General features: G+C 62.9%; 26 protein-coding genes, 1 other RNA gene and 1 riboswitch. Of the genes, 14 read left to right on the plus strand and 13 right to left on the minus strand.

Annotated elements, in window-relative coordinates; genetic code table 11:
- Positions 1–6 precede the first annotated feature (6 nt).
- Positions 7–423, plus strand: coding sequence for a DNA polymerase III subunit chi (locus tag KHO23_RS02785; RefSeq protein WP_211609454.1), 417 nt, complete (start codon positions 7–9; stop codon positions 421–423).
- 93 nt (positions 424–516) lie between these two features.
- The gene (locus tag KHO23_RS02790; protein WP_211609460.1) at positions 517–1,203 is read left to right on the plus strand and encodes a DUF2486 family protein; all 687 of its coding nucleotides are present in this window, start codon (positions 517–519) and stop codon (positions 1,201–1,203) included.
- An 84-nt stretch (positions 1,204–1,287) separates the two neighbouring features.
- On the opposite strand, the gene KHO23_RS02795 is transcribed toward KHO23_RS02790, so the two are convergent.
- The gene (locus KHO23_RS02795; protein WP_211609474.1) at positions 1,288–1,629 is read right to left on the minus strand and encodes a c-type cytochrome; all 342 of its coding nucleotides are present in this window, start codon (positions 1,627–1,629) and stop codon (positions 1,288–1,290) included.
- Between the two features lie 191 nt (positions 1,630–1,820).
- Positions 1,821–3,494, minus strand: coding sequence for a dihydroxy-acid dehydratase (ilvD, locus tag KHO23_RS02800; RefSeq protein ID WP_211609475.1), 1,674 nt, complete (start codon positions 3,492–3,494; stop codon positions 1,821–1,823).
- 214 nt (positions 3,495–3,708) lie between these two features.
- Between ilvD and KHO23_RS02805 the strand changes: the two genes are divergently transcribed.
- Both KHO23_RS02805 and lgt read left to right on the plus strand, forming a co-directional pair.
- Entirely contained in the window at positions 3,709–4,671 is a 963-nt protein-coding gene (locus KHO23_RS02805) for a LysR family transcriptional regulator (protein WP_211609477.1), read from the plus strand.
- 161 nt (positions 4,672–4,832) lie between these two features.
- Positions 4,833–5,738 carry a prolipoprotein diacylglyceryl transferase gene (gene lgt, locus KHO23_RS02810; protein WP_211609479.1) on the plus strand — a complete coding sequence of 302 codons (906 nt, stop codon included), beginning with the start codon at positions 4,833–4,835 and terminating at the stop codon, positions 5,736–5,738.
- A gap of 125 nt (positions 5,739–5,863) precedes the next feature.
- On the opposite strand, the gene KHO23_RS02815 is transcribed toward lgt, so the two are convergent.
- The 5 genes from KHO23_RS02815 to KHO23_RS02835 form a co-directional block, all read right to left on the minus strand.
- The gene (locus tag KHO23_RS02815) at positions 5,864–6,595 is read right to left on the minus strand and encodes an SIMPL domain-containing protein (RefSeq protein ID WP_211609480.1); all 732 of its coding nucleotides are present in this window, start codon (positions 6,593–6,595) and stop codon (positions 5,864–5,866) included.
- 196 nt (positions 6,596–6,791) lie between these two features.
- Positions 6,792–7,250, minus strand: a complete 459-nt coding sequence (locus KHO23_RS02820; protein WP_211609482.1) for an EVE domain-containing protein — start codon at positions 7,248–7,250, stop codon at positions 6,792–6,794.
- Between the two features lie 93 nt (positions 7,251–7,343).
- Positions 7,344–7,525, minus strand: a non-coding RNA gene (gene ssrS / locus KHO23_RS02825) — 6S RNA.
- Between the two features lie 110 nt (positions 7,526–7,635).
- Positions 7,636–7,950, minus strand: a complete 315-nt coding sequence (locus tag KHO23_RS02830) for a cell division protein ZapA (protein WP_120297991.1) — start codon at positions 7,948–7,950, stop codon at positions 7,636–7,638.
- Positions 7,947–8,303: an ATPase gene (locus KHO23_RS02835; protein WP_211609484.1), complete on the minus strand. Its 357-nt coding sequence runs from the start codon at positions 8,301–8,303 to the stop codon at positions 7,947–7,949. Before KHO23_RS02835 ends, KHO23_RS02830 begins: the two co-directional genes overlap by 4 nt.
- Positions 8,304–8,510: 207 nt before the next feature.
- Positions 8,511–8,767, plus strand: a riboswitch (cobalamin riboswitch).
- Between the two features lie 91 nt (positions 8,768–8,858).
- Here KHO23_RS02835 and KHO23_RS02840 point away from each other — a divergent pair.
- The 7 genes from KHO23_RS02840 to KHO23_RS02870 all read left to right on the plus strand — a co-directional run bounded on the left by KHO23_RS02840 (position 8,859) and on the right by KHO23_RS02870 (position 16,803).
- Positions 8,859–10,766 (plus strand): TonB-dependent receptor domain-containing protein, encoded by a 1,908-nt coding sequence (locus tag KHO23_RS02840; protein ID WP_211609486.1) that lies wholly within the window; start codon positions 8,859–8,861, stop codon positions 10,764–10,766.
- 27 nt (positions 10,767–10,793) lie between these two features.
- Complete coding sequence (locus KHO23_RS02845) at positions 10,794–11,849, plus strand: FecCD family ABC transporter permease (protein ID WP_211609488.1); 1,056 nt, start codon at positions 10,794–10,796, stop codon at positions 11,847–11,849.
- Positions 11,849–12,685, plus strand: a complete 837-nt coding sequence (locus tag KHO23_RS02850; protein WP_211609490.1) for an ABC transporter ATP-binding protein — start codon at positions 11,849–11,851, stop codon at positions 12,683–12,685. The genes KHO23_RS02845 and KHO23_RS02850 overlap by 1 nt, the downstream gene beginning before the upstream one ends.
- A gap of 36 nt (positions 12,686–12,721) precedes the next feature.
- Positions 12,722–13,783 (plus strand): nicotinate-nucleotide--dimethylbenzimidazole phosphoribosyltransferase, encoded by a 1,062-nt coding sequence (cobT, locus tag KHO23_RS02855; RefSeq protein ID WP_211609492.1) that lies wholly within the window; start codon positions 12,722–12,724, stop codon positions 13,781–13,783.
- 48 nt (positions 13,784–13,831) lie between these two features.
- Entirely contained in the window at positions 13,832–14,608 is a 777-nt protein-coding gene (locus tag KHO23_RS02860; RefSeq protein ID WP_211609493.1) for an adenosylcobinamide-GDP ribazoletransferase, read from the plus strand.
- Positions 14,593–15,183: an alpha-ribazole phosphatase gene (cobC, locus tag KHO23_RS02865; RefSeq protein WP_211609495.1), complete on the plus strand. Its 591-nt coding sequence runs from the start codon at positions 14,593–14,595 to the stop codon at positions 15,181–15,183. Before KHO23_RS02860 ends, cobC begins: the two co-directional genes overlap by 16 nt.
- Before the next feature lie 204 nt (positions 15,184–15,387).
- Positions 15,388–16,803, plus strand: coding sequence for a Fic family protein (locus KHO23_RS02870; RefSeq protein ID WP_211609496.1), 1,416 nt, complete (start codon positions 15,388–15,390; stop codon positions 16,801–16,803).
- Between the two features lie 36 nt (positions 16,804–16,839).
- Here KHO23_RS02870 and KHO23_RS02875 read toward each other — a convergent pair whose 3' ends face one another.
- The 4 genes from KHO23_RS02875 to cobU are packed head-to-tail and all read right to left on the minus strand — an operon-like array spanning position 16,840 to position 20,267.
- The gene (locus KHO23_RS02875; protein WP_211609498.1) at positions 16,840–17,751 is read right to left on the minus strand and encodes a cobalamin-binding protein; all 912 of its coding nucleotides are present in this window, start codon (positions 17,749–17,751) and stop codon (positions 16,840–16,842) included.
- Positions 17,748–18,785: a threonine-phosphate decarboxylase CobD gene (gene cobD, locus KHO23_RS02880; protein ID WP_211609500.1), complete on the minus strand. Its 1,038-nt coding sequence runs from the start codon at positions 18,783–18,785 to the stop codon at positions 17,748–17,750. The genes KHO23_RS02875 and cobD overlap by 4 nt, the downstream gene beginning before the upstream one ends.
- Positions 18,778–19,713: an adenosylcobinamide-phosphate synthase CbiB gene (gene cbiB, locus KHO23_RS02885; RefSeq protein ID WP_211609502.1), complete on the minus strand. Its 936-nt coding sequence runs from the start codon at positions 19,711–19,713 to the stop codon at positions 18,778–18,780. The genes cobD and cbiB overlap by 8 nt, the downstream gene beginning before the upstream one ends.
- Complete coding sequence (gene cobU, locus KHO23_RS02890; protein WP_211609503.1) at positions 19,713–20,267, minus strand: bifunctional adenosylcobinamide kinase/adenosylcobinamide-phosphate guanylyltransferase; 555 nt, start codon at positions 20,265–20,267, stop codon at positions 19,713–19,715. Before cobU ends, cbiB begins: the two co-directional genes overlap by 1 nt.
- A gap of 154 nt (positions 20,268–20,421) precedes the next feature.
- Here cobU and KHO23_RS02895 point away from each other — a divergent pair, with 154 nt between their 5' ends.
- The gene (locus tag KHO23_RS02895; protein WP_236066717.1) at positions 20,422–21,882 is read left to right on the plus strand and encodes a cobyric acid synthase; all 1,461 of its coding nucleotides are present in this window, start codon (positions 20,422–20,424) and stop codon (positions 21,880–21,882) included.
- A 123-nt stretch (positions 21,883–22,005) separates the two neighbouring features.
- On the plus strand, positions 22,006–22,422 hold the full coding sequence (locus KHO23_RS02900; protein ID WP_211609505.1) for a DoxX family protein: 417 nt from the start codon (positions 22,006–22,008) through the stop codon (positions 22,420–22,422).
- A 163-nt stretch (positions 22,423–22,585) separates the two neighbouring features.
- On the opposite strand, the gene KHO23_RS02905 is transcribed toward KHO23_RS02900, so the two are convergent.
- Complete coding sequence (locus KHO23_RS02905) at positions 22,586–23,005, minus strand: PaaI family thioesterase (protein ID WP_211609506.1); 420 nt, start codon at positions 23,003–23,005, stop codon at positions 22,586–22,588.
- Between the two features lie 209 nt (positions 23,006–23,214).
- Between KHO23_RS02905 and KHO23_RS02910 the strand changes: the two genes are divergently transcribed.
- Positions 23,215–23,853, plus strand: a complete 639-nt coding sequence (locus KHO23_RS02910; protein ID WP_211609508.1) for a ParA family protein — start codon at positions 23,215–23,217, stop codon at positions 23,851–23,853.
- Positions 23,854–23,912: 59 nt separating this feature from the next.
- Here the strand turns inward: KHO23_RS02910 and panD are convergent, their stop codons facing one another.
- Positions 23,913–24,299 carry an aspartate 1-decarboxylase gene (panD, locus tag KHO23_RS02915; protein WP_211609510.1) on the minus strand — a complete coding sequence of 129 codons (387 nt, stop codon included), beginning with the start codon at positions 24,297–24,299 and terminating at the stop codon, positions 23,913–23,915.
- Positions 24,300–24,301: the final 2 nt, after the last annotated feature.

Consider the following 24,301-nt stretch of genomic DNA (forward strand, 5'->3'; position numbering starts at 1 on the left):
CCGCCGATGACGAGAATCGATTTTCACTCGAACGTCGGCGATTCGTTGCTGTATGCGTGCCGCCTGATCCGCAAGGCGTATCAGGCGGGCCAGCCGACCATCGTGCTGGCCGAGCCCGAACGCCTGCGGGCGTTCGACGAACTGTTGTGGACGTTCTCGCCACTCGACTTCGTGCCGCACTGCATGGCGGGCTCGCCGCTTGCTGCGCAAACACCGATCGTGCTGGCGTCCAACCTCGATGATGTGCCGCACCATCAGGTGCTGCTGAATCTCGGCGCCACGGTGCCGGCGCAATTCGCGCGCTTCGAACGATTGCTGGAAGTGGTCGGTAACGCACACGAGGAACTCGCGGCGGGCCGCGAACGCTATCGTTTCTATCGCGATCGTGGCTATCCTTTGAACAACTACAAGCAAGGCAGCTAGGTCTCATTTTGCCCGCGTCGCGTGGTGTTTTGTCGTACGGATTCGACGCGCGCGCGGCCTGCTTCAGCTTGGACTCAAACACGGAGAGTGCGCGTGTCTGACCCTAACGATAAGTCGATCCCGGTTCTGCACGAGATTCTCGTGCAGGGCAATCCTGCCCAGGGGCATCGTGCGCCGGGCAGCGCGGCGGCGCCGGCTACGCAGCCGGTGCCTGATCCCGGGAATGTGCAAGAACCGGTCCTCGCGCCGGAACCCAGGCACGAGCCTGAGCCGGCGCTCGCGCCAGAATCCGTGCCCGCGCAGAAGGAGCCGACGCTTGCGCCGGAGCCAGTGCATGGGGCGGAGCAGGTGCATCAGGCAGAACCCGCTCATCCGAAAAAACGGTCGAGGGCGCACCACGCAGCCGATCACCACCGGCACGGCCATCAGCCAGCCGCTGCGCCGTCAGCGGGTGTATTCGATCGGGCTGAGCCGCATGCGCCGATCGAGGCTGGCGCGATCGTGCCGCCGGATATCGCTCACGAGGCGCTTGCGCAGCCGCAGGCGACTCTCGATGCGGATGTCATCGCCGAACGTCTACGTGGACGGTTCGCGGGTTTCCTGACGGGCGAGGGGCGCGGCATCGTCGAAGCGCGCTGCCGTGAGGCGTTGCAGGATCACACTTCATGGCTCGTCAACCAGATCACGCGCGAAGTGGCGCTGGCGCTGGAGACGGAATTGACCGGCTGGGTAAGGGAAGCGGTCGATCAGGAGATCGCGCGGCGCTCGGGCAGCGTCTGAGCACGGCAGAGGGCGCGCCTTTATCCGGGTGCGCTCGCCGCTTTCACCTGGCCGTGTTTATTGGAGTCTTCTTTCCGGCGTCATTCATTTGAGCGTCATCACCCAGCTCGCCAGCGTAGCCGCCTGATCGGGCGTGAGTTGCGTATTCGCGGGCATCGGGACCTTCCCCCACACGCCGGTGCTGCCATCCAGAATCTTGTGCTTGAGATAGGTGGCGGCATCTTCACGGCCGGCATACTTCGCGGCGACGTCATGCAGTGCCGGTCCCATGAATGGACGCGACACGGCGTGGCAGCTCATGCAGTTCTGCTGCTGGGCAAGCGCGAGGCCGACAGGAGCCTCCGCTTGCGCCGCCGGACTGCCGGCGCTTAACGTGGCGCTCAGCACGCCGGCGGCTGCAAGCGATGCATACGACATTGATTTCATTATGGTCTCCGTCGGTGCAGGTGCCCGACTCGTGGTGCACGCATTATAAAAGGAAAGGGGCGCACGGTTTTCCGTGCGCCCCTTTGCGCTTTTTCGTAGCGTAGGCAGCTTACGCAGCGTATGTCACGTCGAGCGGGGCCTCCGATTCGCCCCGGAGAACCGGTGCGAATCAGCGCGTGCTCAAGGCGCGCTTAGCCCGTCACTGCACCCTTGTTGGCCGGCAGTGCCAGCGCCGAGTACTTCGCCAGCACACCACGCGTGTAACGCGGCTTCGGCGCTTGCCATGCGGCACGGCGGCGTTCGATCTCGGCGTCGTCGACGTTCAGTTGCAGCAGCAGCTTGTGCGCGTCGATCGTGATCGAGTCGCCTTCATGCACGAACGCGATCGTGCCGCCCACGAACGCTTCCGGCGCGACGTGACCGACCACCATGCCCCACGTGCCGCCCGAGAAGCGGCCGTCGGTAATCAGGCCGACGGTTTCGCCGAGACCCTTGCCGATGATCGCGGACGTAGGCGCGAGCATTTCCGGCATGCCGGGGCCGCCCTTCGGACCGAGGTAGCGCAGCACCACCACGTCGCCGGCGACGATCTTGTCGGCCAGAATGGCTTCCAGCGCGCTTTGCTCGTCGTCGAACACGCGAGCCGGGCCGGTGATGACCGGATTCTTCAGGCCGGTGATCTTGGCGACCGCGCCGTCCACCGCCAGGTTGCCCTTCAGGATCGCGAGGTGGCCTTCCTTGTACAGCGCCTGTTCGATCGGGAAGATCACCTGCTGGTCGGCGCGCGGCTTGCTCGGCACGTCCTTCAGTTCTTCGGCGATCGTCTTGCCGGTGATCGTCATGCAATCGCCGTGCAGCAGGCCAGCGTCGAGCAGAATCTTCATGACTTGCGGAATGCCGCCCGCCTTATGCAGATCGGTCGCAACGAACTGGCCCGACGGCTTCAGGTTGCAGATCACCGGCACTTTCTTGCGCATGCGCTCGAAGTCTTCGATGGTCCATTCCACTTCGGCCGCATGCGCGATGGCGAGGAAGTGCAGCACCGCGTTGGTCGAGCCGCCCGTGGCCATGAGCACCGCCACCGCGTTTTCGATCGCCTTCTTCGTGACGATGTCGCGCGGCTTCAAGTCCTTCTTGACCGCTTCGACCAGCACGCGTGCCGATTCGGCTGCCGAGTCGACCTTTTCCTGGTCGGGATTCGCCATCGTCGACGAATACAGCAGCGACATGCCCAGCGCTTCGAACGAAGAGCTCATCGTGTTGGCGGTGTACATACCGCCGCACGAACCCGTGGATGGGCACGCGTTCTTTTCGATCCCTTCGAAATCATCCTGCGACATGCGGCCGGCCGTGAATTCGCCCACGGCTTCGAACGACGACACGATGGTCAGGTCAGTGCCCTTCCAGTTGCCCGGACGGATCGTGCCGCCGTACACGTAGATGCTCGGCACGTTAGTGCGCAGCATGCCGATCATGCCGCCCGGCATGTTCTTGTCGCAGCCGCCGATCACAACCACGCCGTCCATCCACTGGCCTTGCACGCACGTCTCGATACAGTCGGAGATGACTTCACGCGACACGAGCGAGTACTTCATGCCTTCGGTGCCCATCGACATGCCGTCCGAGATCGTCGGCGTGCCGAAGATCTGCGGATTCGCGTCGGCGCCTTTGACTGCGGCGACCGCCGCGTCGGCCAGACGCTGCAGGCCGGCGTTGCACGGCGTGATGGTCGAGTGGCCGTTGGCGATGCCGATCATCGGCTTGTCGAAGTCGGCCTTTTCGTAGCCGAGTGCGTAGTACATCGAGCGGTTCGGTGAGCGCGCCACGCCTTGCGTGATGTTCTTCGAGCGACGGTTGTATGCCATGGGGAACTCCAATCTGTTTTGTTTTGATCTGTGCTGCGTGTTCGGGCTTGGGTGTTGCCGCAGGGGCCGCACCTACGCTGCCAATGCCTTGCCGGCGGGTTCGGCCGGCGCGTCAGTTCAGTGTAGTTCCGACGCGTCGCGCAAGGATGCAGTTTTGCGAAGCGCGTGTCCAATATATTATTCAGGCTCGATTAGGTCGTAAAATGTATTAATCATGTTGCCTGCCATTCCCGACCTGCGCCAGTTGCGCTATTTCGTCACCGTCGCCGAGGAAAAACACTTCGGGCGAGCGGCCGCGCGCCTTTCCATGACGCAACCGCCGTTGTCGCAAGCCATTCGGGCGCTGGAGGAAACACTCGGCGTGGAGTTGTTCGCGCGCACCAAGCGTTCGGTCGAACTCACGCCGGTGGGCGCCGACCTGCTGCCCGAGGTTCAACGCCTGCTGGCGAGCGCCGAGGGCCTACGGCCGCTGGCGCAGAGCCTCGCGCGAGGCGAGGCCGGGGTATTGTCGCTGGCCTTCGTCTCGACGGCGGATTACGGTCTGTTGCCGCTGTTGCTGCGCGATTTTGGCGCAAGCCACCCGCGGGTGCGTCTCGAACTGACCGAAGCCACCAGCGACGTGCAGGTCGACGAACTGGTGGCCGGGCGCATCGACGCGGGCCTCGTGATCGCGCCGCTGCCGTCGCGCCATGCCACCCAACTCTCGTGGCTGCCGATCGCCCGCGAGCCGCTGGTGATCGCGATGTCGACGGAAACGGCTGCGCGCGTGAGCAGCGCCGCAGGGTCGAATGCCAACCCGCACACCGAGTGGCTGGATACGCCGATCAGCCTGCGCGACGTGGCCGACGAACCGCTCGTGATCTTCCCAAGACGTTTGGCGCCAGGCTTTTATGACATCATTATGGATTGCTACGGCGTCGCGGGCCTTGCACCCCGGGTCGGCCAGGAGGCGATCCAGATGCAGACGATCGTGAGTCTCGTGTCGGCTGGAATGGGCGTCGCACTGGTGCCGCAATCGTTGCGTAACCTTCGCCGCACCGGCGTCGTGTACCGGCCGCTCTCCGAATCGGTGCCGGCGATCGAGACGGGGCTGGTCTGGCGCACGGCGGAGGTGAGCCCGGTGTTGGCCGGCTTCATCGAGATCGTGCGAGCGCATGCAGCCACCGTCGCGGCGTAGTGCGTTGCGCAGCATGTTTAAGCTCGACCGAGGCTGCCGCGAACGCATTGCAAATCGAACCGTCCAATGCATGCGCCGCATGGCGTGCAAACCGCCGGCTGCTACTTGACGAAAATCGACTAGAAATCCGCTTCTGAACCTGAACTGCCCATAACAACACGATGCTTATTCACCCGAATTTCGACCCCGTTGCCATTCATCTGGGGCCGCTCGCAGTGCGCTGGTATGGACTGATGTACCTCGTTGCGTTTATCGCGGCGATTGTCGTCGGCCGGTTGCGGCTGCGTTTGCCGTACGTCGCCGCGCAAGGCTGGACCGTAAAAGATATCGACGACATGCTGTTTTACGGCGTACTCGGAACGATTCTCGGCGGCCGGCTTGGCTATGTGCTGTTCTATAAGGCGAGTTTTTACTTCGCGCATCCGCTCGACATCTTCAAGGTGTGGGAGGGCGGCATGTCGTTTCACGGCGGCTTCCTCGGGGTGACGCTGGCGATGGTGCTGTTCGCGTACCAACGCAAGCGCTCGTGGCTGCAGGTCACCGATTTCGTGGCGCCAATGGTGCCGACCGGGCTCGCGGCAGGCCGTCTCGGCAACTTTATCAACGGCGAGTTGTGGGGCCGTGTGACCGATCCGTCGGCGCCGTGGGCGATGCTGTTTCCAGGCGCCGCGCCGGACGACGCCGCGTGGCTCACCGCGCATCCGCAACTGGCCGCGCAATGGCATCTGAACGAGGTGTTCGCGCAATATCACATGCTGCCGCGTCATCCGTCCGAACTGTATGAGATTGCGCTCGAAGGCGTGGCGCTGTTCTTCGTGCTGTTCTTCTTCTCGCGCAAGCCGAAGCCGATGGGCGCGATTTCCGCGGTGTTCCTGATCGGCTACGGTCTTGCTCGCTTCACGGTGGAGTTCGCGCGTGAGCCGGACGATTTCCTCGGGTTGCTCGCAATGGGCCTCTCGATGGGCCAATGGCTCTCGCTGCCTATGATCCTCGTGGGCATCGGCATGCTGGTGTGGTCTTATCGCCGTGCGCGGCGTCAATCGGCGCATGCGGTCGGCGTGAATTGAGCGCTACGTTTTATCGTAGTGGTCAGCACATGAAAAAAGCCACGGCATGCCGTGGCTTTTTCCTTTACAGCGGTACTTCAAGCAAGCCGTACTTCAAGCCCGCCGTACTTCAAGCATCAACCGCCTTACTTCATCTGCACCGAGCCCGACACGTTGACCGTCACAGTCGACGTACCGCCTTCGAGCGGTACCGGCGCGGACGCCTTTGCATCGGCGCTCATTGCACGCGCACTCATCATCATCATCGGACGCGGCATGACGCCGTTGTGCCCGACGTTGACTTCACGAATCGAATAACCGTTGTAGCCGAACGCCTGCGCCGACGAAGCCGCCTGCTCGCGGAACGACTTGATGGCTTCACCGGTGAGCTTCTGCTCAGCAGCACGCTGCGCTTCGGGCGACAGCGAGAACTGCACGTTGCCGACCTGCATGATCGATGCCATCTGGCCCGCGAGCTTCGACGCCGCGGCGAAGTCGTGCGATTTGAGTACGACTTCCGTACGGCCACGCCATGCGGAAATGCGGCCGTCACGATCGGTGGACGGGTAGATCGAGAAGGAGCCAGTGCGAGCCGTTACTCCGCTCACTTCCTTGGCCTTTTGCAGAGCCGCGTCGGCGCGCTGATTCAGTGTGGAGGTGAGCGCGGACGGATCGCTCGCTTCCTGCTCATAGAACAACGTGATATCGACGACGTCTTGCGGCACTTCAGCGCTTGCCTGTGCGTTCAGCGACAGCACGCCCGCGGGCTGATACTGCGTCACGCCCTGTGCGCGGGCCATGGCCGGCGTCAGCGCGAGCGCGGCAGGGGCGGCGCATATGAGCGCGAGAGCGAGTGCACGTGCGGTGTTTTTCGTCATTCTTGGACTCCTTGCTTGAACAGGTTGTGCACGATTGGAGCGAACGCCATGCATTGGCACAACGTTTGCGAGCCCGTTAGGCGCTTGTAACCTGAGCTTGGTTCCCTAATTTGACGTTTGCTCAAGGTTTGCTTTCATCCGCGCGCAGACTTGCGCATGACGTAAGCGACAATGGGTCGCATGTGCGTATGCAACTTCAAACAAGACGTTTGGTGATGAAGCGCCATTCGGCTTCGGTCACCGGCGTGATCGACAGGCGGTTGCCTCTGGCAAGCACGCGCATGTCCTTCAATTCCTCATGCTCGCGCAGCGCGGCAAGCGGAATCAGCGGAATCTTCTTCTTGAACACCACATCGACGAGTAGCCAGCGCGGCGTTTCCTGCGTCGACTTGGGGTCGTAGTAGGGGCTTTTCGTGTCGAACTGAGTCGGGTCCGGATAGGCGGTGGACGATACCTCCGCGAGACCGGCGATGCCCGGCTCAGGGCAACTCGAGTGATAGAACAGCACGCCGTCGCCAACCTGCATCATGTCGCGCATGAAGTTGCGCGCCTGATAGTTGCGCACGCCAGTCCACGGCAACGTGTGTTGCGGTGACTGGGCCAGGTGGTCGATGCTTGCTTCGTCCGGTTCGGACTTCATTAGCCAGTAGCGCATGAATCGAAGAGAACGTTAAAGGGTTGATACAGCAAGAAAAATCGAGGCCCAAAGAAAAACGGCACCGAACCGAAGTCCGATGCCGTCTTGAAGAAGGTCCCCGCCTTAGCCGCTAGGCCGGCATCCTGAACCGGGGGTTCAGAATTGGTCGCAGTTAGCAGCACTTCGGGTACATCAGACAGAGTGACGCGCACACCCGTGCTACAAATTTCCACAACCGTGCACATGGCATTGGTTCAAGGAATATATGACCTTGGCGAACCAGGCAGGGAAGTCAAACCGGTTGAACTCAATCGTTTGCATGAGTCTTTGCTCATGCATTGCGCTTGAATTCGTAGCCGATCTCTGGACCGGCCACTTGAAATTGTTCGAGACTGCTGGGTGCTTACTGCGTGCTGTACTGCTGAATCACAGTACCCAGTTGTTCGTTCATTTGGTGCATTGTACGCCGGATTTCTTCTGCGGGAAATGCTTCTCCGTGTCGCACGCTCGTTTGCAGCTTAAGCAGTTCCGATGCCAGCGACAGCGCAGCCATGACGGCAATGCGATCCGTGCCGCGCACGTTGCTGCTATTGCGGATCTTCGACATCTCGGCGTCGACGCGTGCCACCGCTTCAAGCAGCGCGCCTTCAGTTTCCGGCGAGCAGGCGAGGCGATAGGGCACGCCGAGAATCGATACTTCGATCTGCTTGGTGGTCATGCATTTTCTCCATGGCGGGTGACGTCGCTCTCCGCTTCGACCTCATGCGGCGCGGCCTCGAGCAGATCGAGCTGATTGTCAGGCTCGTTGTGCGCGCGAGCCCGCGGCAGCTTTTCGAGGATCGCATTCAGGCGGACCTGTGCGTCGTCGATCTTTGCTGACAGCGCGTCGCGTTCCGCCTGCAATGCATCGCGCTCCTCGCGCATCAACGCGAGTTCAGTGCGCGTGGCCTCTGCGTCGGCACGCGTTTGGGCGAGCTGATTTTCGAGCGCGAGCCGCGCTTCATTGTGGCGTTGGCTGATCGCAATCAGCTTGCCGATATTCTGTGAAAGTGATTCGAGTTCGGTGAGCATCTGCTGCGTCCTCTAAAGACATTGCATTTTAGCGCGGAATGTCGCAGGTTCCGACAATTGTCTCGTTTCGAGACGTAACAACATCGCAATGTGCAGGCTTTTATCGACCATATGATGAAAAGCAAGCCGCGCATCGGACAATAACCTGCACTTAACAGAACAGATTGCGCACGGATTAACCATTCTTGACGGACCCGAATGCCGCTCCTAAACTGGCCGCACTCTGGTGCCCGCGCGCGCTTTTCCACAGTGCGCGCAGTTAAACGGGAAGCAGGGCGCGTCGTTCGCCAGAACGCGCGAACCTGCGCTGCCCCCGCAACGGTAAGCGACCGCATTCGTCATGCAGGTCGATCCTGAACGCGTGTTTGAAGCTGAACACGCGAGTGTGCCACTGCGCGTCACGCGTGGGAAGGCGGGATCGATGCGTCGCCAGCCCGGATACCGGCCAGAGGGAGAGGGTCGTCCCCACGCAAACGTAAAACAGCGCGGGCGCCTCGTTACGCATCGGCCCGCGGGGAAGCGGGCCGCGCACGCTATCCACAGGAATGTCATCCCATGCTGTCCCCTATCGCTCGCGCGGCGCTGCTCGCCTTTGCGAGCCTGCCGCTCGTCGTGCATGCGCAAGCTGCTGCTTCTTCTTTGCCGTCCTCGCCGTCCTCTGATTCTGCCTCTGCCGACACGGGGGCTGCGGTGGCGTCGCCCGCGGTGTTGTCGCCGGTTGTCGTCACCGCGGAGCGCGGGCCGCAATCGCTCGCCGATGCGATCCCGCAAACCACGCTATTCGACCAGCAGGACATCGCCGATACGACCGCGACTGATTTGCCCGGTCTGTTGCAACTCGCGCCCGGCGCGCAGATTTCGCGCACCGGTGGTCCGGGTTCGACGGCGAGCCTGTTTCTGCGCGGCGCATCGTCGACGCAATCGCTTCTGCTGATCGACGGCGTACGCGTCGACTCGGTGAGCCTGGGCGCGCCGCAACTCGCGCAGATTCCACTCGACCAGATCGATCACGTCGAAGTGGTGAACGGCAACGTGTCCGCGTTATACGGTTCCGGCGCCATTGGCGGCGTGGTGCAGGTATTCACAAAAGACGGCGGCGATCATCCGCCGCGCTTCAATTTTTCGGTGGGCTACGGCAGCTATCACACGCAGACGCAGCAGGCCGGCGTGAACGGGGCACTGGATAAAGACGGCAATACCACGTTCAGCCTCTCGCTCACGCGCTCGAAAGACGACGGCTTCTCGTCGCTCAATCCGGCCCAGGCGCCCAACGCGAATCCGAACGCGAACGGCTATCTGAACGAAAGTATCTCGGCTTCGCTGCGCCACAAGTTCAACGACAAATGGGACGCGGGCGTCACGTATCTCCAGTCGAACGGCAATGATAGTTACGACAATGCGTACGGCGTGCCGACCGATCTGAACAACCTGTACACCAAAGTGCGCCAGGTGTCGGCGTTCGCGAACGGCAAGCTGACCGACTGGTGGACCACGCACTTCATCGTTGCCGAAGGCGACGACCGCAGCGTGTCGAATACCAACGGCATCTACAACGGCCGCTTCGATACCGACAATCGCCAGTACACCTGGCAGAACGATTTCGCGCTCGCCGCGCAGCAGAAACTGCAGATCGGCTATGAGCATCTGGATCAGAGCCTCGACTCGGATACGTTTGCGGCGCCCGACCGGCATGTGGATTCCGGCTTTGTCGGCTATACGGGGCGCTTCGGGCGCAGCCAGATTCAGGCCAATCTGCGACGCGATCAGTATTCCGATTTCGGCGGGGCGAACAGTTACTATCTCGGCTATGGCTTCGACATCACCGGGCATTGGAAGGCGACTGCAAGCTATTCGGATTCGTTCCGCGCGCCGAGCTTCGACGATCTGTACTATCCGATCAGCGGCAACCCGTCGATCCAGCCGGAGCGCAGCCATTCGATCGAAGCAGCGCTGCAGTACGCGTCGAACGCGCTTGGCGTGATACGCCTGAGCGCGTTCCAGACGCGTTATTCGAATCTGATCGACTACCCGCAGGTCTCGCCTGGCATTTATCTGGCCGAGAACGTTGGCCGTGCGAAGGTGCAGGGGCTCGAAGGATCGTGGCGCGGCCATGTAGGCAAGACGGACATACGCGCGTCGGTGACGCTGCAAAATCCTGTCGACCTCGATAGCGATACCGATCTTGTGCGGCGTGCCCGGCACTTCGCGTCGCTCGCCGTGAATCGCAGCATTGCCGGGTGGCGTGTCGGCGGCGAGTGGATCGTCAGCGGCGCACGCGAAGACAGCAGCGGCACGTTGGGCGGCTACGGTGTGGTCAATCTGTCGGCGCGCTACAACATCACGAAGGCGTGGTACGTCACCGCGCAGATCCAGAACCTGTTGAACAAGGACTATGAAACGGCCTACTCGTATAACTCGCCGCGGCGCGGTGCGTATGTCACGGTTGGTTGGCAGCAGCAGTGACGAACGGACTCGTATGAGAACGCGCCGATGAACCGTAGCTCGAGCCCGATGCCCACGACCACGTTGCGCGTGATGAGCGCGAAGCGCGCGGCCGCGATCTGGCTGGTGCTCGCGGGAATCGCGCTAGCTGTGCTGATGGCGTCGCTCGCGCTCGGCAGCGTGCCGCTCGCACCCGGCCGTGTGTTGGCGGCGCTGCTGCCGTCGCACGCGTCGCATGCCGAGTCCGCCGATCTTGCGGGCGAGATCGTGCGCACGCTGCGTTTGCCGCGCGCGCTGGCCGGCTTCGCGTGCGGCGCGTTGCTCGCGCTCGCCGGTGCGCTGCTGCAAGTGCTGTTGCGCAACCCGTTGGCCGAGCCGTACGTATTAGGTGTGTCGGGCGGTGCGGCGACGTTCGCGCTGGTCGCGATGATCGCTGGTTGCGCGTGGTGGATCGTCGATGCCAGCGCGTTCGCCGGTGCCTTCGTGTCGATCCTGTTGGTGCTCGGCCTCGCACGCCGCGAGCTGTGGCGCGGCGAGCCGCAGGATACGTCGCCGCGTTTGCTGTTGACCGGCGCGGTGATCGCGGCCGGCTGGGGCGCTGTCATTACGCTGCTGCTCAACCTCGCGCCGGATAACCGGTTGCGCGGCATGTTGTTCTGGCTGACCGGCGATCTGAACGGCGGTACGGTGCCATGGGCGGCGCTCGCCGCGCTCGTGGTCGTACTGGTGGCCATCGTGCCCGTTGCGCCGCGACTGAATGTGCTGCTGCGAGGCGACGCTGCCGCGCAGGCACTCGGCGTGGCGGTGATGCCGCTGCGCTTGCGCGTGTATCTGGTGGCGTCGCTGGCGGCTGCCGCGGCAGTCACGACGGCGGGCACGGTCGGTTTTGTCGGCCTCGTGGTGCCGCATATGTTGCGACTCGCATTCGGCAACGATCAACGCATGCTGCTGCCGGCCGCGGCGCTCGGCGGCGGTATCGCGGTGATGGGCGCGGACCTGATTGCACGTACGGTGATTGCGCCGGCGCAGTTGCCGGTTGGGGTGATCACGTCGATCGTCGGCGTGCCGGTGTTTCTGTGGATGCTGCTGCGCAGGCGCCGATAATGAACGCACACAACGCTCCGCATTCCGCCCTTAGCGTGCAACGCCTGACCTTGCGCGCGGGTACGCGTACCTTACTCGACGCCTTCACGCATACGTTCTACGCAGGCGAGATCTGGTGTATCGCCGGACCGAACGGCGCGGGCAAGACAACCTTGCTATCGACGCTTGCAGGTTTGGCGCAACCGTCGGCGGGCCATGTCGAGCTCGATGGCGTGCGTCTCGCCGACTGGCAGCCGTTGCCGCTCGCGCAGCGTCGCGCGCTGATGCCGCAAAGCGCAGCCGACGCTTTCAGCGCGAGCGTGCTCGACATTGTGATGCTGAACCGCTTTCCGCATCTGACAGGCTGGGGGTGGGAAGGTGAAGCCGATCGTGCCGCGGCGCATGCCGCGCTGGACGGTTTGGGCCTCGCCGCATTCGCCGCGCGCGACGTGCTTTCGCTGTCGGGCGGCGAACGTCAACGCGTGGCGTTGGCGGCGGTGCTGTGCCAGGAGACGCCGTTGTTGCTGCTCGACGAACCGCTCTCGCATCTGGACCTGCACCACCAGATCGACTGCCTGGAGGCGCTGACTGCCTGGGCGCGCGAGCCTCGGCGTACAGTGATGTTTTCGTGCCACGATTTGAACCTCGCGCGCCGCTTCGCGACGCATGCGCTGCTGCTGGACGGCAACGGCGGCGCGTATGCTGGACCGGTGCACGATGTGTTGACACCCACGCTGACGAGTCGCGCGTTCGGCTATCCGTTGATTCTGATTCGCGACGGCGAGCATGAGGCGCTGATTCCCGCGCCGCGATTGCGTCACGAATCGGCTGCGGCTGATGACACAGCGGCAGGCTAAGCGCTTTATCAAATACTCTCTCTACTAGAACCGACCATGACTTCTTTGCCAGGTTTGCCGGGAATGACCGAAGTCGAACCGCTCGATCAAACGCTGCGTGCCGAACTGCAACACATCATCGATACCAAGACCAAGCCGCCGGGCAGTCTCGGGCGGCTCGAGACGCTCGCGCGCCAGATGGGCCTGATCCAGCGTACGACGCGCCCCACGGTCGAACGTCCGGCGATGATCGTGTTCGCCGGCGACCACGGCATTGCCGCGGAGGGCGTGAGTCCTTATCCGCAAGCCGTGACCGCGCAAATGGTCGCTAACTTTCTCGCGGGCGGCGCGGCGATCAATGCCTTGAGCCGCGTCTCCGGTGTCGAGCTCGAAGTGGTCAACTCAGGCATTGCAACGCCGTTGCCGTCCACTGAGGGTCTCATCGATATTCCGGTTGCGGCCGGAACGCGCAACTTCGCGCACGAACCCGCGATGACCCACGAACAGGCGCTTGCCGCGATGCAGGCCGGCGCGGCTCGCGTGCGGCATCACGCGGCGCGCGGCACCAATGTGATCGGCTTCGGCGAAATGGGCATTGCGAATACGTCGTCGGCCGCGTGTCTGATGAGCCGTCTGTGCGGTGTGCCGATCGACGAATGCGTCGGACGGGGTACGGGTCTCGACAATGCAGGGCTCGCGAAAAAGCGCAACGTGCTCGCCTCGGCACTCGCGCATCACGCTGTTTCCAATGACCCGCTCAATGTGCTCGCCACGTTCGGCGGCTTCGAAATCGCCATGATGGCGGGCGCATACCTCGCTGCTGCGCAAGCGCGTATGACGATCCTTGTCGATGGGTTCATTGCGACTTCGGCATTGCTGGTGGCCGATGCGTTCGCACCGAAGGTGCGCGAGTATTGCGTGTTCGCACATGCGTCGAACGAGGCGGGACATCGGCGCATGCTCGATCATTTCGGTGCGCTGCCCTTGCTCTCGCTCGACATGCGTCTTGGCGAAGGCACCGGCGCGGTGCTCGCGGTGCCGCTGCTGCGCGCGGCGGTGGCGTTCGTCAACGAAATGGCGAGCTTCGAATCGGCCGGCGTTGCGAATCGCGATGCCTGATCGGTTATACGAAGCGCCGTTATCCAGATGCGCGCACCCGGCTCACTCATGAACCCGCTCGCGGAACTGCGCTATTTCTTCACGGCGCTCGGCTATTTCACGCGCGTGCCGGTGCCGCGTTGGGTCGGCTATGAGCCGCACTATCTGAATGCGGCAGCGCGTTATTTTCCGCTCGTCGGTTTGCTGATCGGCGGATTGAGCGCGCTGGTTTATCTCGCGGCGTTGCATGTGTTTCCAGCGGGTGTAGCGGTCCTGCTGTCGATGGCGGCATCGCTCCTCGTCACCGGCGCATTTCACGAAGACGGGCTTGCCGATTGCGTCGATGCGTTCGGTGGCGCCTATACGCGAGAGGACGTGCTGCGCATCATGCATGACTCGCGCATCGGTGCTTTCGGCGCCATCGCGCTCGTGATCGCGCTAGCACTGAAGTGGCAAACGCTCGCCGCGTTACCGCCGATGCACGCCGCAAGTCTGATGATTGCAGCGCATGCGGCGAGCCGCGTATTTGCAATCAGCTATCTGGCTACGCTCGACTACGTGCGCGCCGAAGGCAAAGCCAAACCGGTCGCGCAACGCTTGAGCGGTTCCGCGTTGCTCTGCGCAGCGGTGTTCGGTTTGCCGTTGCTGCTCTGGCCGAGCGGGCCCGGTCTGCCGGATTGGCGCTTCGCCGGCGCGGCCTTCGCTGTGCTCGCCGCGCTGCGGTTCGGGATGGGCCGCTACTTCGTCCGGCGTATTGGCGGCTACACCGGCGACTGCCTGGGCTTCGCACAACAGATTCTTGAATTGAGCATCTATCTGCTGGGGCTTGCATGGATATCGTCCTGATCCGTCATCCCGCTGTCGCGCTCGATGCGGGCGTGTGTTACGGCCAGAGCGATGTCGCGCTTGTCGAGGATGCGGAAGTGTCCTCAACCGCGCTGGCATTGAAACTCGCCACGTTGCAGGTGCCCGCGCCGCGTGTGTTCATATCGAGTCCGTTGATGCGCTGCTCGGCGCTCGCTGCCGCGATGGCGAATGATTTCGGCTGCGCGATTAGCCATGACGACCGGCTGAAGGAAATGAACTTCGGCGATTGGGAGCAGCGTCGCTGGGACGCGATCGATCGTGAGTTGCTCGACGACTGGGCGGCCAACTTCGACCACGCGCGAGCGCATGGCGGTGAGAGCGTCGCGCAGTTCGTCGCGCGGGTGCGGGCATGGCTCGACGCGTTCGCGCAGACCCGCGAGTTGTCGCCGGCCTATGTGGTCACGCATGCCGGCGTAATACGGGTGATTGCTTCGCTGGTGCTGGATGTGCCGCTGGAACGCTGTCTGAACTGGTCGTTGGACATGACCGGGATTGTCTGGCTGCGCAGGGAGGGGGAGGCGCAGCAGTGGTCGTTGGTGAGGTGGAATGCGTGAGGGGTGGGCGCTTGCCGTCTCCCCTGAATTGCGTCAGTCCCAGTTTTATTCGTGACACCTTTTTAGAAAATATGTCGCGATAATGGAAATCGTGACGGATTTTGCCGTGAATAGTGTCACGATTAGCGGGTTTTATGTCACAATTCCAAGGTAAAGTGTCGCGATTAAGATTTATCGCGACACATGGACTTTGGGGTGGCGCGCATGAACGGCAACGGCATCAAGCAAGAATTGGATCTGATCGAGCAGCTTATTGCTGCAAGCGCCGAGGGGCGGAGCATACGCGCGCTCGCATCGGCACTTGCCACGCGTCGCCATCCCATGCAGCGCCGTACGCTGCAACGTCGCCTCGACGTGTTGCTCGAAGCGGGCCGGATCATCTCAGAAGGCGCGGGCCGCGCAGTGGCCTACAAGCAGGTTGCCGCTTCCAGCGCGGCTGTTTTACCCGCACAGGTTATCGTTGGCGCAAGCACTTCGGGTGAGGCCTACGTACCCGTATCGAGTGCGGGTCTCGAGGTGCGTGCGGAAGTGAACAGGCCGCTGCACGAGCGCCGGCCGGTCGGCTATAACCGGGCGTTTCTCGAACGCTATCGTCCGAATCAGGACATGTATTTATCGCAAGCGCAGCGTGCGCGTCTGCATGAGTGGGGGCGCACGTCGGCGGATATACGGCCGGCCGGTACCTACGCGCGCGACATCATGAGCCGGCTTCTGATCGATTTGTCGTGGGCGTCGTCGCGGCTCGAGGGCAATACGTACACGCGGCTCGATACAGTGCGGCTGATCGAGCAAGGGCACATTGCGGAAGGCAAGGACGCCCAGGAAACGCAGATGATCCTGAATCACAAGGCCGCAATCGAAATGATCGTCGAGAGCGCGGACGAAGTGGGCTTCAACCAGTTCACCGTACTGAACCTCCATGCCATTCTTTCCGACAACCTGATGTCCGACCCGTTCTCCAGCGGCCGTTTGCGCTCGCGCGAAGTGGAGATCAGCGGCACGGTATTTTTTCCGCTTGCCGTGCCGCAGCAGATTGCGGAGTGCTTTGAGGCGGTGCTGAACAAGGCCGCCCAGATCGACGATCCCTTCGAGCAGGCTTTCTTCGGCATGGTGCACCTGCCGTATCTGCAGCCGTTCGAAGACGTCAACAAACGGGTCTCGCGTTTGACCGCGAATATCCCGCTGATCCGGCAGAATCTGTGTCCGCTGTCGTTCATCGACGTTCCCGAAAAAGCCTATGTAGACGGCACGCTCGGCGTGTACGAAACCAATCGTGTCGAGTTGTTGCGCGATGTTTTTATCTGGGCGTACGAGCGCTCGTGTCAGCGTTATCTGGCGATTCGACAATCGATCGGCGAGCCGGACGCGTTTCGTCTCAAGTATCGCAACGCGTTGATACAGGTGGTGCAGGAAGTGATTCGCGGCGGCCTTGTCGGCACGCGCGGCGAGGTCGAAACGTTTGCGCAGGATCGGGTGGACGCGGCCGATGTATCTTCGTTTGTCGATGCGATCCAGTCCGATCTCGATCAACTGTATCTGGGCAATGTCGCGCGCTATCGGTTGCGGCTTTCCGAATTCGAGCACTGGCCGTTCAAGCGGGCAGACGCCGTCTCACGCTAACGCGGCACTTCCCGTTTCACAACCTTCGCAGCGGCGTCACTGCGCGCCGCTTTTCCGCCGCGAGCGCGCCAGGTCAAGGTCTTCGCACATCTGTTTCGCCCCTTGCGCGATACGCGGCGCCGGCCGGTTGATCAGATCGCCGTCGATGGCGAACAGGTTGTTGTTTGCCACCGCCTTCAGACCCGGCCACGCACGCCACGTATCGAGTTGCGGCAGGGGCATATCCGGTTGGGTCGCGCCGGGCGCGGCGGTGAAGATCGCTTCCGGATTCGCTGCGAGCACCGCTTCAGTCGAGACAGTCGGCACCAGCGGTTCGAGTTTCGCAAACACATTGCGGCCGCCGCATAACGCAATCACGTCGCTGACCATATGTTCGCCGTTGAGCGTCATCAAAGGTTGATCCCACGCCTGATAGAACACGCCGACAGGCGGCCGGTTCGCATACAGCGCGCGCAATCGTGCAATGTCCTGACGGTATGCCGCAGCAGTTGCGTCGGCGCTCGGCGAGGTGCCGAGCAATTGCCCGAGCTTGATTAGCGATACGGCAATGTCGTCGAGATGATGCGGTTCGCTGAAGAACAGCGGCACATGCATGTCGCGCAAGCGATCGAGTTGGCGCTGCGCATTGCCATGCCGCCAGACGACGATCAGATCGGGCTTCAATGCGACGATTCGTTCAAGATCGAGCGCCTTGTTGTCGCCAACGCGCGGCAGTTGCTTCGCTTCCGGCGGATAGTCGCTGTAGGACACAGCGCCGACCAGTTTCGCACCGCCACCCGCGGCATACAGCAACTCGGTGACATGCGGCGCAAGACTGATGACGCGCTGTGCGGGCGAGGGCAGGGTGACTGTTGCGCCGGTGTCGTCGGTGACGGTGATGGCGGCGTGTGCGTGAAGCATGCCCGCCCACAATGCCGCAGCGATGGCGAAGCGCGGGAGTCGAATCATCGAATAGCCTCGCGCAAACTCTTTTCGAAGCGTGCCCATTCCGCATCGCTTGCAGGCAACCCGACACGCACACTGCCCGATGCCGTGAAGAGGCGCGTCCACACGCCGCGCTGCGCTAACGCTTCATGCAGCGCGGCAGCGCGCGCATCGTCGGTCCACGCAAAGAGCGGCGTGCTGCGCGTGGCGAGACCGTGTGCATGCAACTGACTCACCAGGCGGGCGCTTTCGGCATCGAGCCGCGTACGCATCTGCTGTTGCCACACTTCGTCTTCGAACGCGGCTTTGACCGCGTGCCGGGCCGGGCCGCTGACCGTCCACGCCCCGAGCATACGACGCAATGCGTCGAGCAAAGCCGGCGAACCGAGTACGAAACCCGCGCGCACACCGGCGAGCCCAAAGAATTTCCCCGGTGAACGCAACACGATCAGCCCATCGCGATAGGTGTTTGCAGCGAGCGAGGCTGAAGGCATCGTATCGGCGAAAGCCTCGTCGATCAGCAGCGTGCCACCGCGCGCGATGAGTTGCGCATGCCAGTGCAGCAGCTTGCGGGCGCTCAGATGCTCCGCGGTCGGATTGTTAGGATTCACGACGACCACGTGGGTGAGCGTGTCGGGCAAGCTGTCCCATGACGTATCCAGTGGCACGACTTCGTGTCCGGCGCGCTCGAATGCGGGCGCATATTCGCTATACGTGAGCGGCGCGATGCCAACCTGGGCACGGGGCAGTAGGGAGGGCAGCGCGCGAATCGCCGCCTGGCTTCCTGCTACGGGCAGCACATGCGCGGCATCGGGCGCGCCGTAGTAACGCGCGGCACAAGCGGCAAAGCCGTCGCCTTCGTCGGGCAGGCGGCGCCAGACATCGGCGGGAACCGGTGGCACGGGATAGCCGTGCGGATTGATACCCGTCGAGAGGTCGAGCCATTGCACGTACGGAATGCCGTAACGCTGCGCCGCTTCATGCAGATTGCCGCCGTGGACCACGTCGTTGGACGTGGCGCCGGTATCGGTGTGGTGACCGGCCATTCGATCAACCATGAAAGGGCACACTCAGCAGGGCCAGCACGATCAGTACCGCCAGCCAGAGAATGACCGTCCGTTCAACCAGCATCAATGCCGCAGTGACATGGGTCGCCTTCGCGGGGTGTCCGAAACCGAGCGTCGGCCTGTGCTCCAGCGCACCGTGATACATCGCGGGGCCGCCGATCAGCACGTTCAGACTGCCTGCGCCTGACGCCATGACCGGCCCGGCATTCGGACTGTCCCAGCGCGGTGCTTGCTCGCGCCAGCAACGCAGCGCCGTGCGCGTGTCGCCGAGCAAGGCATAGCTTGCCGCGGTGAGGCGAGCGGGAATCCAGTTGAGGACATCGTCGATGCGCGCGGCGGCCCAGCCAAAGCGCAAATAGCGCGGCGTGCGGTAGCCCCACATGGCATCGAGCGTGTTGGCCAGACGGAATCCTAGTGCGCCCGGACCGCCCGCGATGGCGAACCAGAATAGCGCGCCGAAGATCGCGTCGTTGCCGTTTTCAAGCGCCGATTCGACGGCCGCGCGCGACAGCGCCGCTTCGTCGGCATGAGCGGTTTCGCGCGACACGATGCGCGAGGTCAGCAGACGCGCTTGCGCCAGGTCGCGTCGCGCCAATGCCTGCGCGATCGGCTCGATGTGATCGTGCAGACTGCGCGCGCCGAGCGCGAACCACAGCAACACGACGTGCACCGCGCAGGCCGCAAAAAACGGCAGCACGGAGACCAGCCACCAGGCGATCAGTACGGGCGGCAAGACTGCTAACGACCACGCGAGCAGCCCCTTGAGCCGCAAACGCCGGCCGGTGTTGTAGCGTGCTTCGAGACGCAGCGCCCATTTGCCGAAGCCGACCAGCGGATGCGCGGTGCGCGGCTCGCCGAGCCAACGGTCGACGGCGACGCCCGCCGTTGCCAGGGTAACGATCAAAGGAAGTGACAGCATTACGCGCTGCCCGCCGTTTTCAAGGCGAGCGGCAAGCCTGCGACCATCATCGTGACCTGGGTGCTCAACGCGGCGATGCGCTGATTGAGCCGCCCGAGTTCGTCGACGTAGAGGCGCGTTGCCGCGCCGAGCGGCACCACGCCCAGGCCGATTTCATTGCTGACCACGATGATCTTGCCTTTGGCGTTGATGAGCGCCGCTTCGAAAGCAGCAAAGTGCGCGTGATAGTGCTCGATTGGCAAAGCGTCGCCGTCAGGTGGGCACAGCAGGTTGGCGAGCCACAGCGTCAGGCAGTCGATCAGAATACAGTGACTAGGCGCGTCGATTTGCGTCACGGCACTGGCGAGATCGACATCCGCTTCGTGCAACTGCCAATGCGCCGGCCGCCGCTCGCGATGATGCGCGATGCGCGCGCTGAATTCGGCGTCGTCAGTTACGTGCGCGGTGGCGACGTACGTGACGGGCAGGGCGCTATCGTTCGCCAGTTGTTCGGCGTGCACGCTCTTGCCCGAACGGGCGCCGCCGAGAACGAAAGTGAGGTCGCGAGGAATCATCGCGTGATTGTACCGGCGTGCAGCGCGTGCCGGCGCGATGGGATAATGCCGCGTTCATTGCCCGCGTTTATGGCCCATTCACCGCCGAATCCGATCTTCCGTGACCACCACTTCGAATCCGCATGATGCCGTACCCGTGCCGCGCGGCACGCTGATGATTCAGGGCACCACGTCCGATGCGGGCAAGAGCACGCTCGTCGCGGGTTTGTGCCGGCTGGCGCGCCGCGCCGGCGTGCGGGTGGCGCCGTTCAAGCCGCAGAACATGGCGCTCAATAGCGCGGTGACGGTCGACGGCGGCGAGATCGGTCGCGCGCAGGCTTTGCAGGCCGTGGCCGCGGGCATCGCTGCGCATACCGATCTGAACCCCGTGCTGCTCAAGCCGACGAGCGATCGCGGCGCGCAAGTGATCATTCACGGCAAGGCGCGCATGAATCTCGATGCCCGCGCATATCACGACTACAAGCCGGTCGCCTTCGAGGCGGTACTGGAATCGTATGCGCGTCTGCAATCCAAGTACGACACGATTTTCGTCGAAGGCGCGGGCAGTCCCGCCGAGATCAATTTGCGCGACCGCGATATCGCCAATATGGGTTTTGCCGAAGCGGTCGACTGCCCGGTCGTGCTGGTGGCCGACATCGACCGCGGCGGGGTGTTCGCGCATCTGACCGGGACGCTTGCGTGCCTGTCGGAAAGCGAGCAGGCGCGCGTGCGAGGCTTCATCATCAACCGTTTTCGCGGCGACGTCAGTTTGCTCAAACCCGGGCTCGATTGGCTCGAAGCGAAGACCGGCAAGCCGGTGCTCGGCGTGGTGCCTTACCTGCACGGTCTGACGCTCGACGCCGAAGACATGCTGCCGCCCGAACTGCGCGCCGCGCATAGTGGTGATACCGGCCGGACGTTGCGGGTGGCCGTGCCGGTGCTGCCGCACATCAGCAATCACACGGATTTCGACGCGCTGCGCGCGCATCCGCAGGTCGATTTTCATTACGTGCGAAGCGGCACGCCGCCTCCGCCAGCCGATCTGATCATCCTGCCGGGCTCGAAAAATGTGCCGGGCGATCTGGCCTTTCTGCGTGCCCAGGGTTGGGATGCGGTGCTGCAACGGCATTTGCGCTATGGCGGCCGCGTCATCGGGATTTGCGGCGGCATGCAGATGCTCGGACGCGAAGTGGCCGACCCGCACGGCGTGGAAGGCGCGCCTGGAACGAGCGCGGGCCTCGGCTGGCTCGATTACTCGACGGTGTTGACGCGGGAAAAAACGCTCAAGAATGTGACGGGGCGTCTCGCATTGCCCGGTTCGCCCGAGGTCGCCGGCTACGAGATTCACATGGGTGAGACGCAAGGTCCGGCGCTGAGCTCGCCCGCGCTGCAATTGGGCGGATTGCAAGACGCTCGCCCCGACGGCGCGATGTCGGCCGATGGCCAGATCCTCGCCACCTACGTGCACGGCCTGTTCGACACGCCGGCCGCCTGCGCCGCACTGCTCGCGTGGGCGGGATTGAGCGACGCCGAGAAAATTGACTACCCGGCATTGCGTGAGGCTTCTCTGAATCGTTTGGCCGACACACTTGCCGAGCACCTCGATCTTTCGAAGCTCTTCGCCGCGATCGGGTGATGACGTTCAATCGATGGATGACGATTAAATCCTATTGAGAAATAATCAAAGCCTAATTGGCAGTTTTTCACCTCATTTGGTTCGAATACAGTCTTGGCATCGATCTCTCGTAAAGGACTTGTCATGAACTCGAACCGCTCCGCTGATCTGGCCGCCTTGATCCTTCGTCTGGCCTTGGGTGTTCTGTATCTTGCCCACAGCCTGCAGAAGATTTTTGTTTTTACGCTGCCGGGAACGGCGCAGTTTTTCGTCTCGCTCGGCCTGCCGGGCTGGCTGGGTTATGTGACGGCATTCGTCGAACTGTTCGGCGGTATCGCGCTGCTGCTTGGCGTGCAGGTCCGCTGGGTCGCGCTGGTGCTGCTGCCGTTCATGCTCGGTGCCATGTCGGCGCATCTGCATAACGGCTGGGGCTTCGCGTCGCCGAACGGCGGCTGGGAATATCCGGCCTTCTGGGCAGTGACTTTGGCCGTGCAATCGCTGCTCGGCGGCGGCGCGCTGGCGCTGAGTGGTGCGAAGGCGCCGCGCGCTGTGGCGGCGTGATACGGACGAGCGGCGGTGCAGGCTGTGGCCGGGCCCACCCCACCACGGCACTCCGCCCCGCCGGACAACAAAAAAGCACGCACCGTGAGGTCGCGTGTTTTTTTTCGCGCCAAGCTGAGGCACGTCAGGCCTTTCGGGCCCTGCGCCACGCTCCTCGCGTCAGTCAATACAACACGATCTGCGTGCAGCGAAACAGCGCCATCGTCTTGCCGTTCGAATCGGTGACGGTGGCGTCCCACACCTGCGTGCTGCGGCCCAGATGCACGGCCTTGGCGACCGCGCGGATCGTACCTTCCGTCGCCGTGCCGAGGAAATTGCTTTTCAACTCGACGGTTGTGAAATTGCGCGCCGTCTCCGGCAGGTGCGCGAGACATGCATAGCCGCAGGCGGTATCGGCGAGACCGATTACGGTGGCGGCGTGCAAAAAGCCGTTCGGCGCCAGCAACTCCTCGCGCACGGTCAGTTCCGCGGTCAGGGTGCCTTCCTCCAGCGCCAGAACATGCACGCCCAGCAAGCCGGGAAGCTTGCCCTTCTGACGTTCGTGCAGGCGCTCGATGGTGTATTCCGGGCGGAGTTTGCTCATGAGATGGGGTCCTCGGTGGAAAAATCAGGGGTGTAGGGCAGTCAATAGCCGTTTGGGGGCTTCGGCCCCGGTCCATTTGTCGATATTATCAACGGCTGGATCGACGGGTGGACTTGAAACCGGCACGGATCAGGACACGTCGGCGCAAGACAGAGCAAACTGCGCGGTAAACCGGCTGGCGGTGCCCAGCCTTCTTTCCGGGAGAATTCATGACGGTGATCGTGGTGGCGAATCCGAAGGGCGGCGTGGGCAAAAGCACGTTGTCCACCAATCTGGCCGGCTATTTCGCGTCGCAAGGGGAATGGGTCGCGCTGGCGGACCTGGACAAACAGCAGTCCTCGCACGCGTGGCTGTCGTTGCGACCGCCTGCGTTGCCGCCTATCGAGACCTGGGAGGTCGACCTTGAAAGCCCGGCCAAACCGCCCAGAGGTCTGGAGCACGCGGTTATCGACACGCCGGCGGGCTTGCACGGCAACCGCATGAATATCGCGCTGGATCTGGCCGACAAGGTGATCGTGCCGCTGCAGCCGTCAATGTTCGATATTCTCGCCACCCAGGATTTTCTCGAGCGGCTGGCGAAGGAGAAGGCGGTCAGGAAGGGTGCGATCGAGATCGGTGTGGTGGGCATGCGCGTCGACGCGCGCACGCGTTCGGCGGAGCAGCTGCACCGTTTTGTCGAGGGGCTGAAGCTGCCGGTGCTGGGTTTCCTGCGCGACACGCAGAATTATGTGCAGCTGGCGGCGCACGGCCTGACCTTGTGGGACGTCGCGAAAAGCCGCGTGGAGAAGGATCTGGAGCAGTGGCAGCCGATCATCCAATGGACCAACGGCGCCGGTAAGAAAGCTTGAAATGAATCAGCAGGCGGCGTGGCCGCCCGCTGCATGGAACCGTCCGGCGAAGGTCCGGCTCAGGTCCAATTCTGAGTCGGTACGTGATCGCGGCTGCCTTTGATCTTGTTGTTGTCGCCGACGAACACCAGATCCGGTTTCCAGCCTGCCTTCAATTCCGCTTCGTCGACCACCGCGAACGCGGCGATGATCACCAGATCACCCAACTGCGCGCGCCGCGCGGCCGAACCGTTCAGCGAAATCATGCCGCTGCCCCGCTCGCCCTTGATCGCATACGTCGAGAAACGCTCGCCGTTGTTGATGTTCCAGATGTCGATCCGCTCGTTTTCAACGATATTTGCGGCTTCCAGCAAGTCCTCGTCGATCGCGCACGACCCTTCGTAGTGCAGTTCGCAGTGCGTGACCGCGACGCGATGGATTTTCGACTTCAGCATATTGCGTTGCATGA

It is taken from the genome of Paraburkholderia haematera (assembly GCF_905220975.1).
Taxonomy (GTDB): domain Bacteria; phylum Pseudomonadota; class Gammaproteobacteria; order Burkholderiales; family Burkholderiaceae; genus Paraburkholderia; species Paraburkholderia haematera.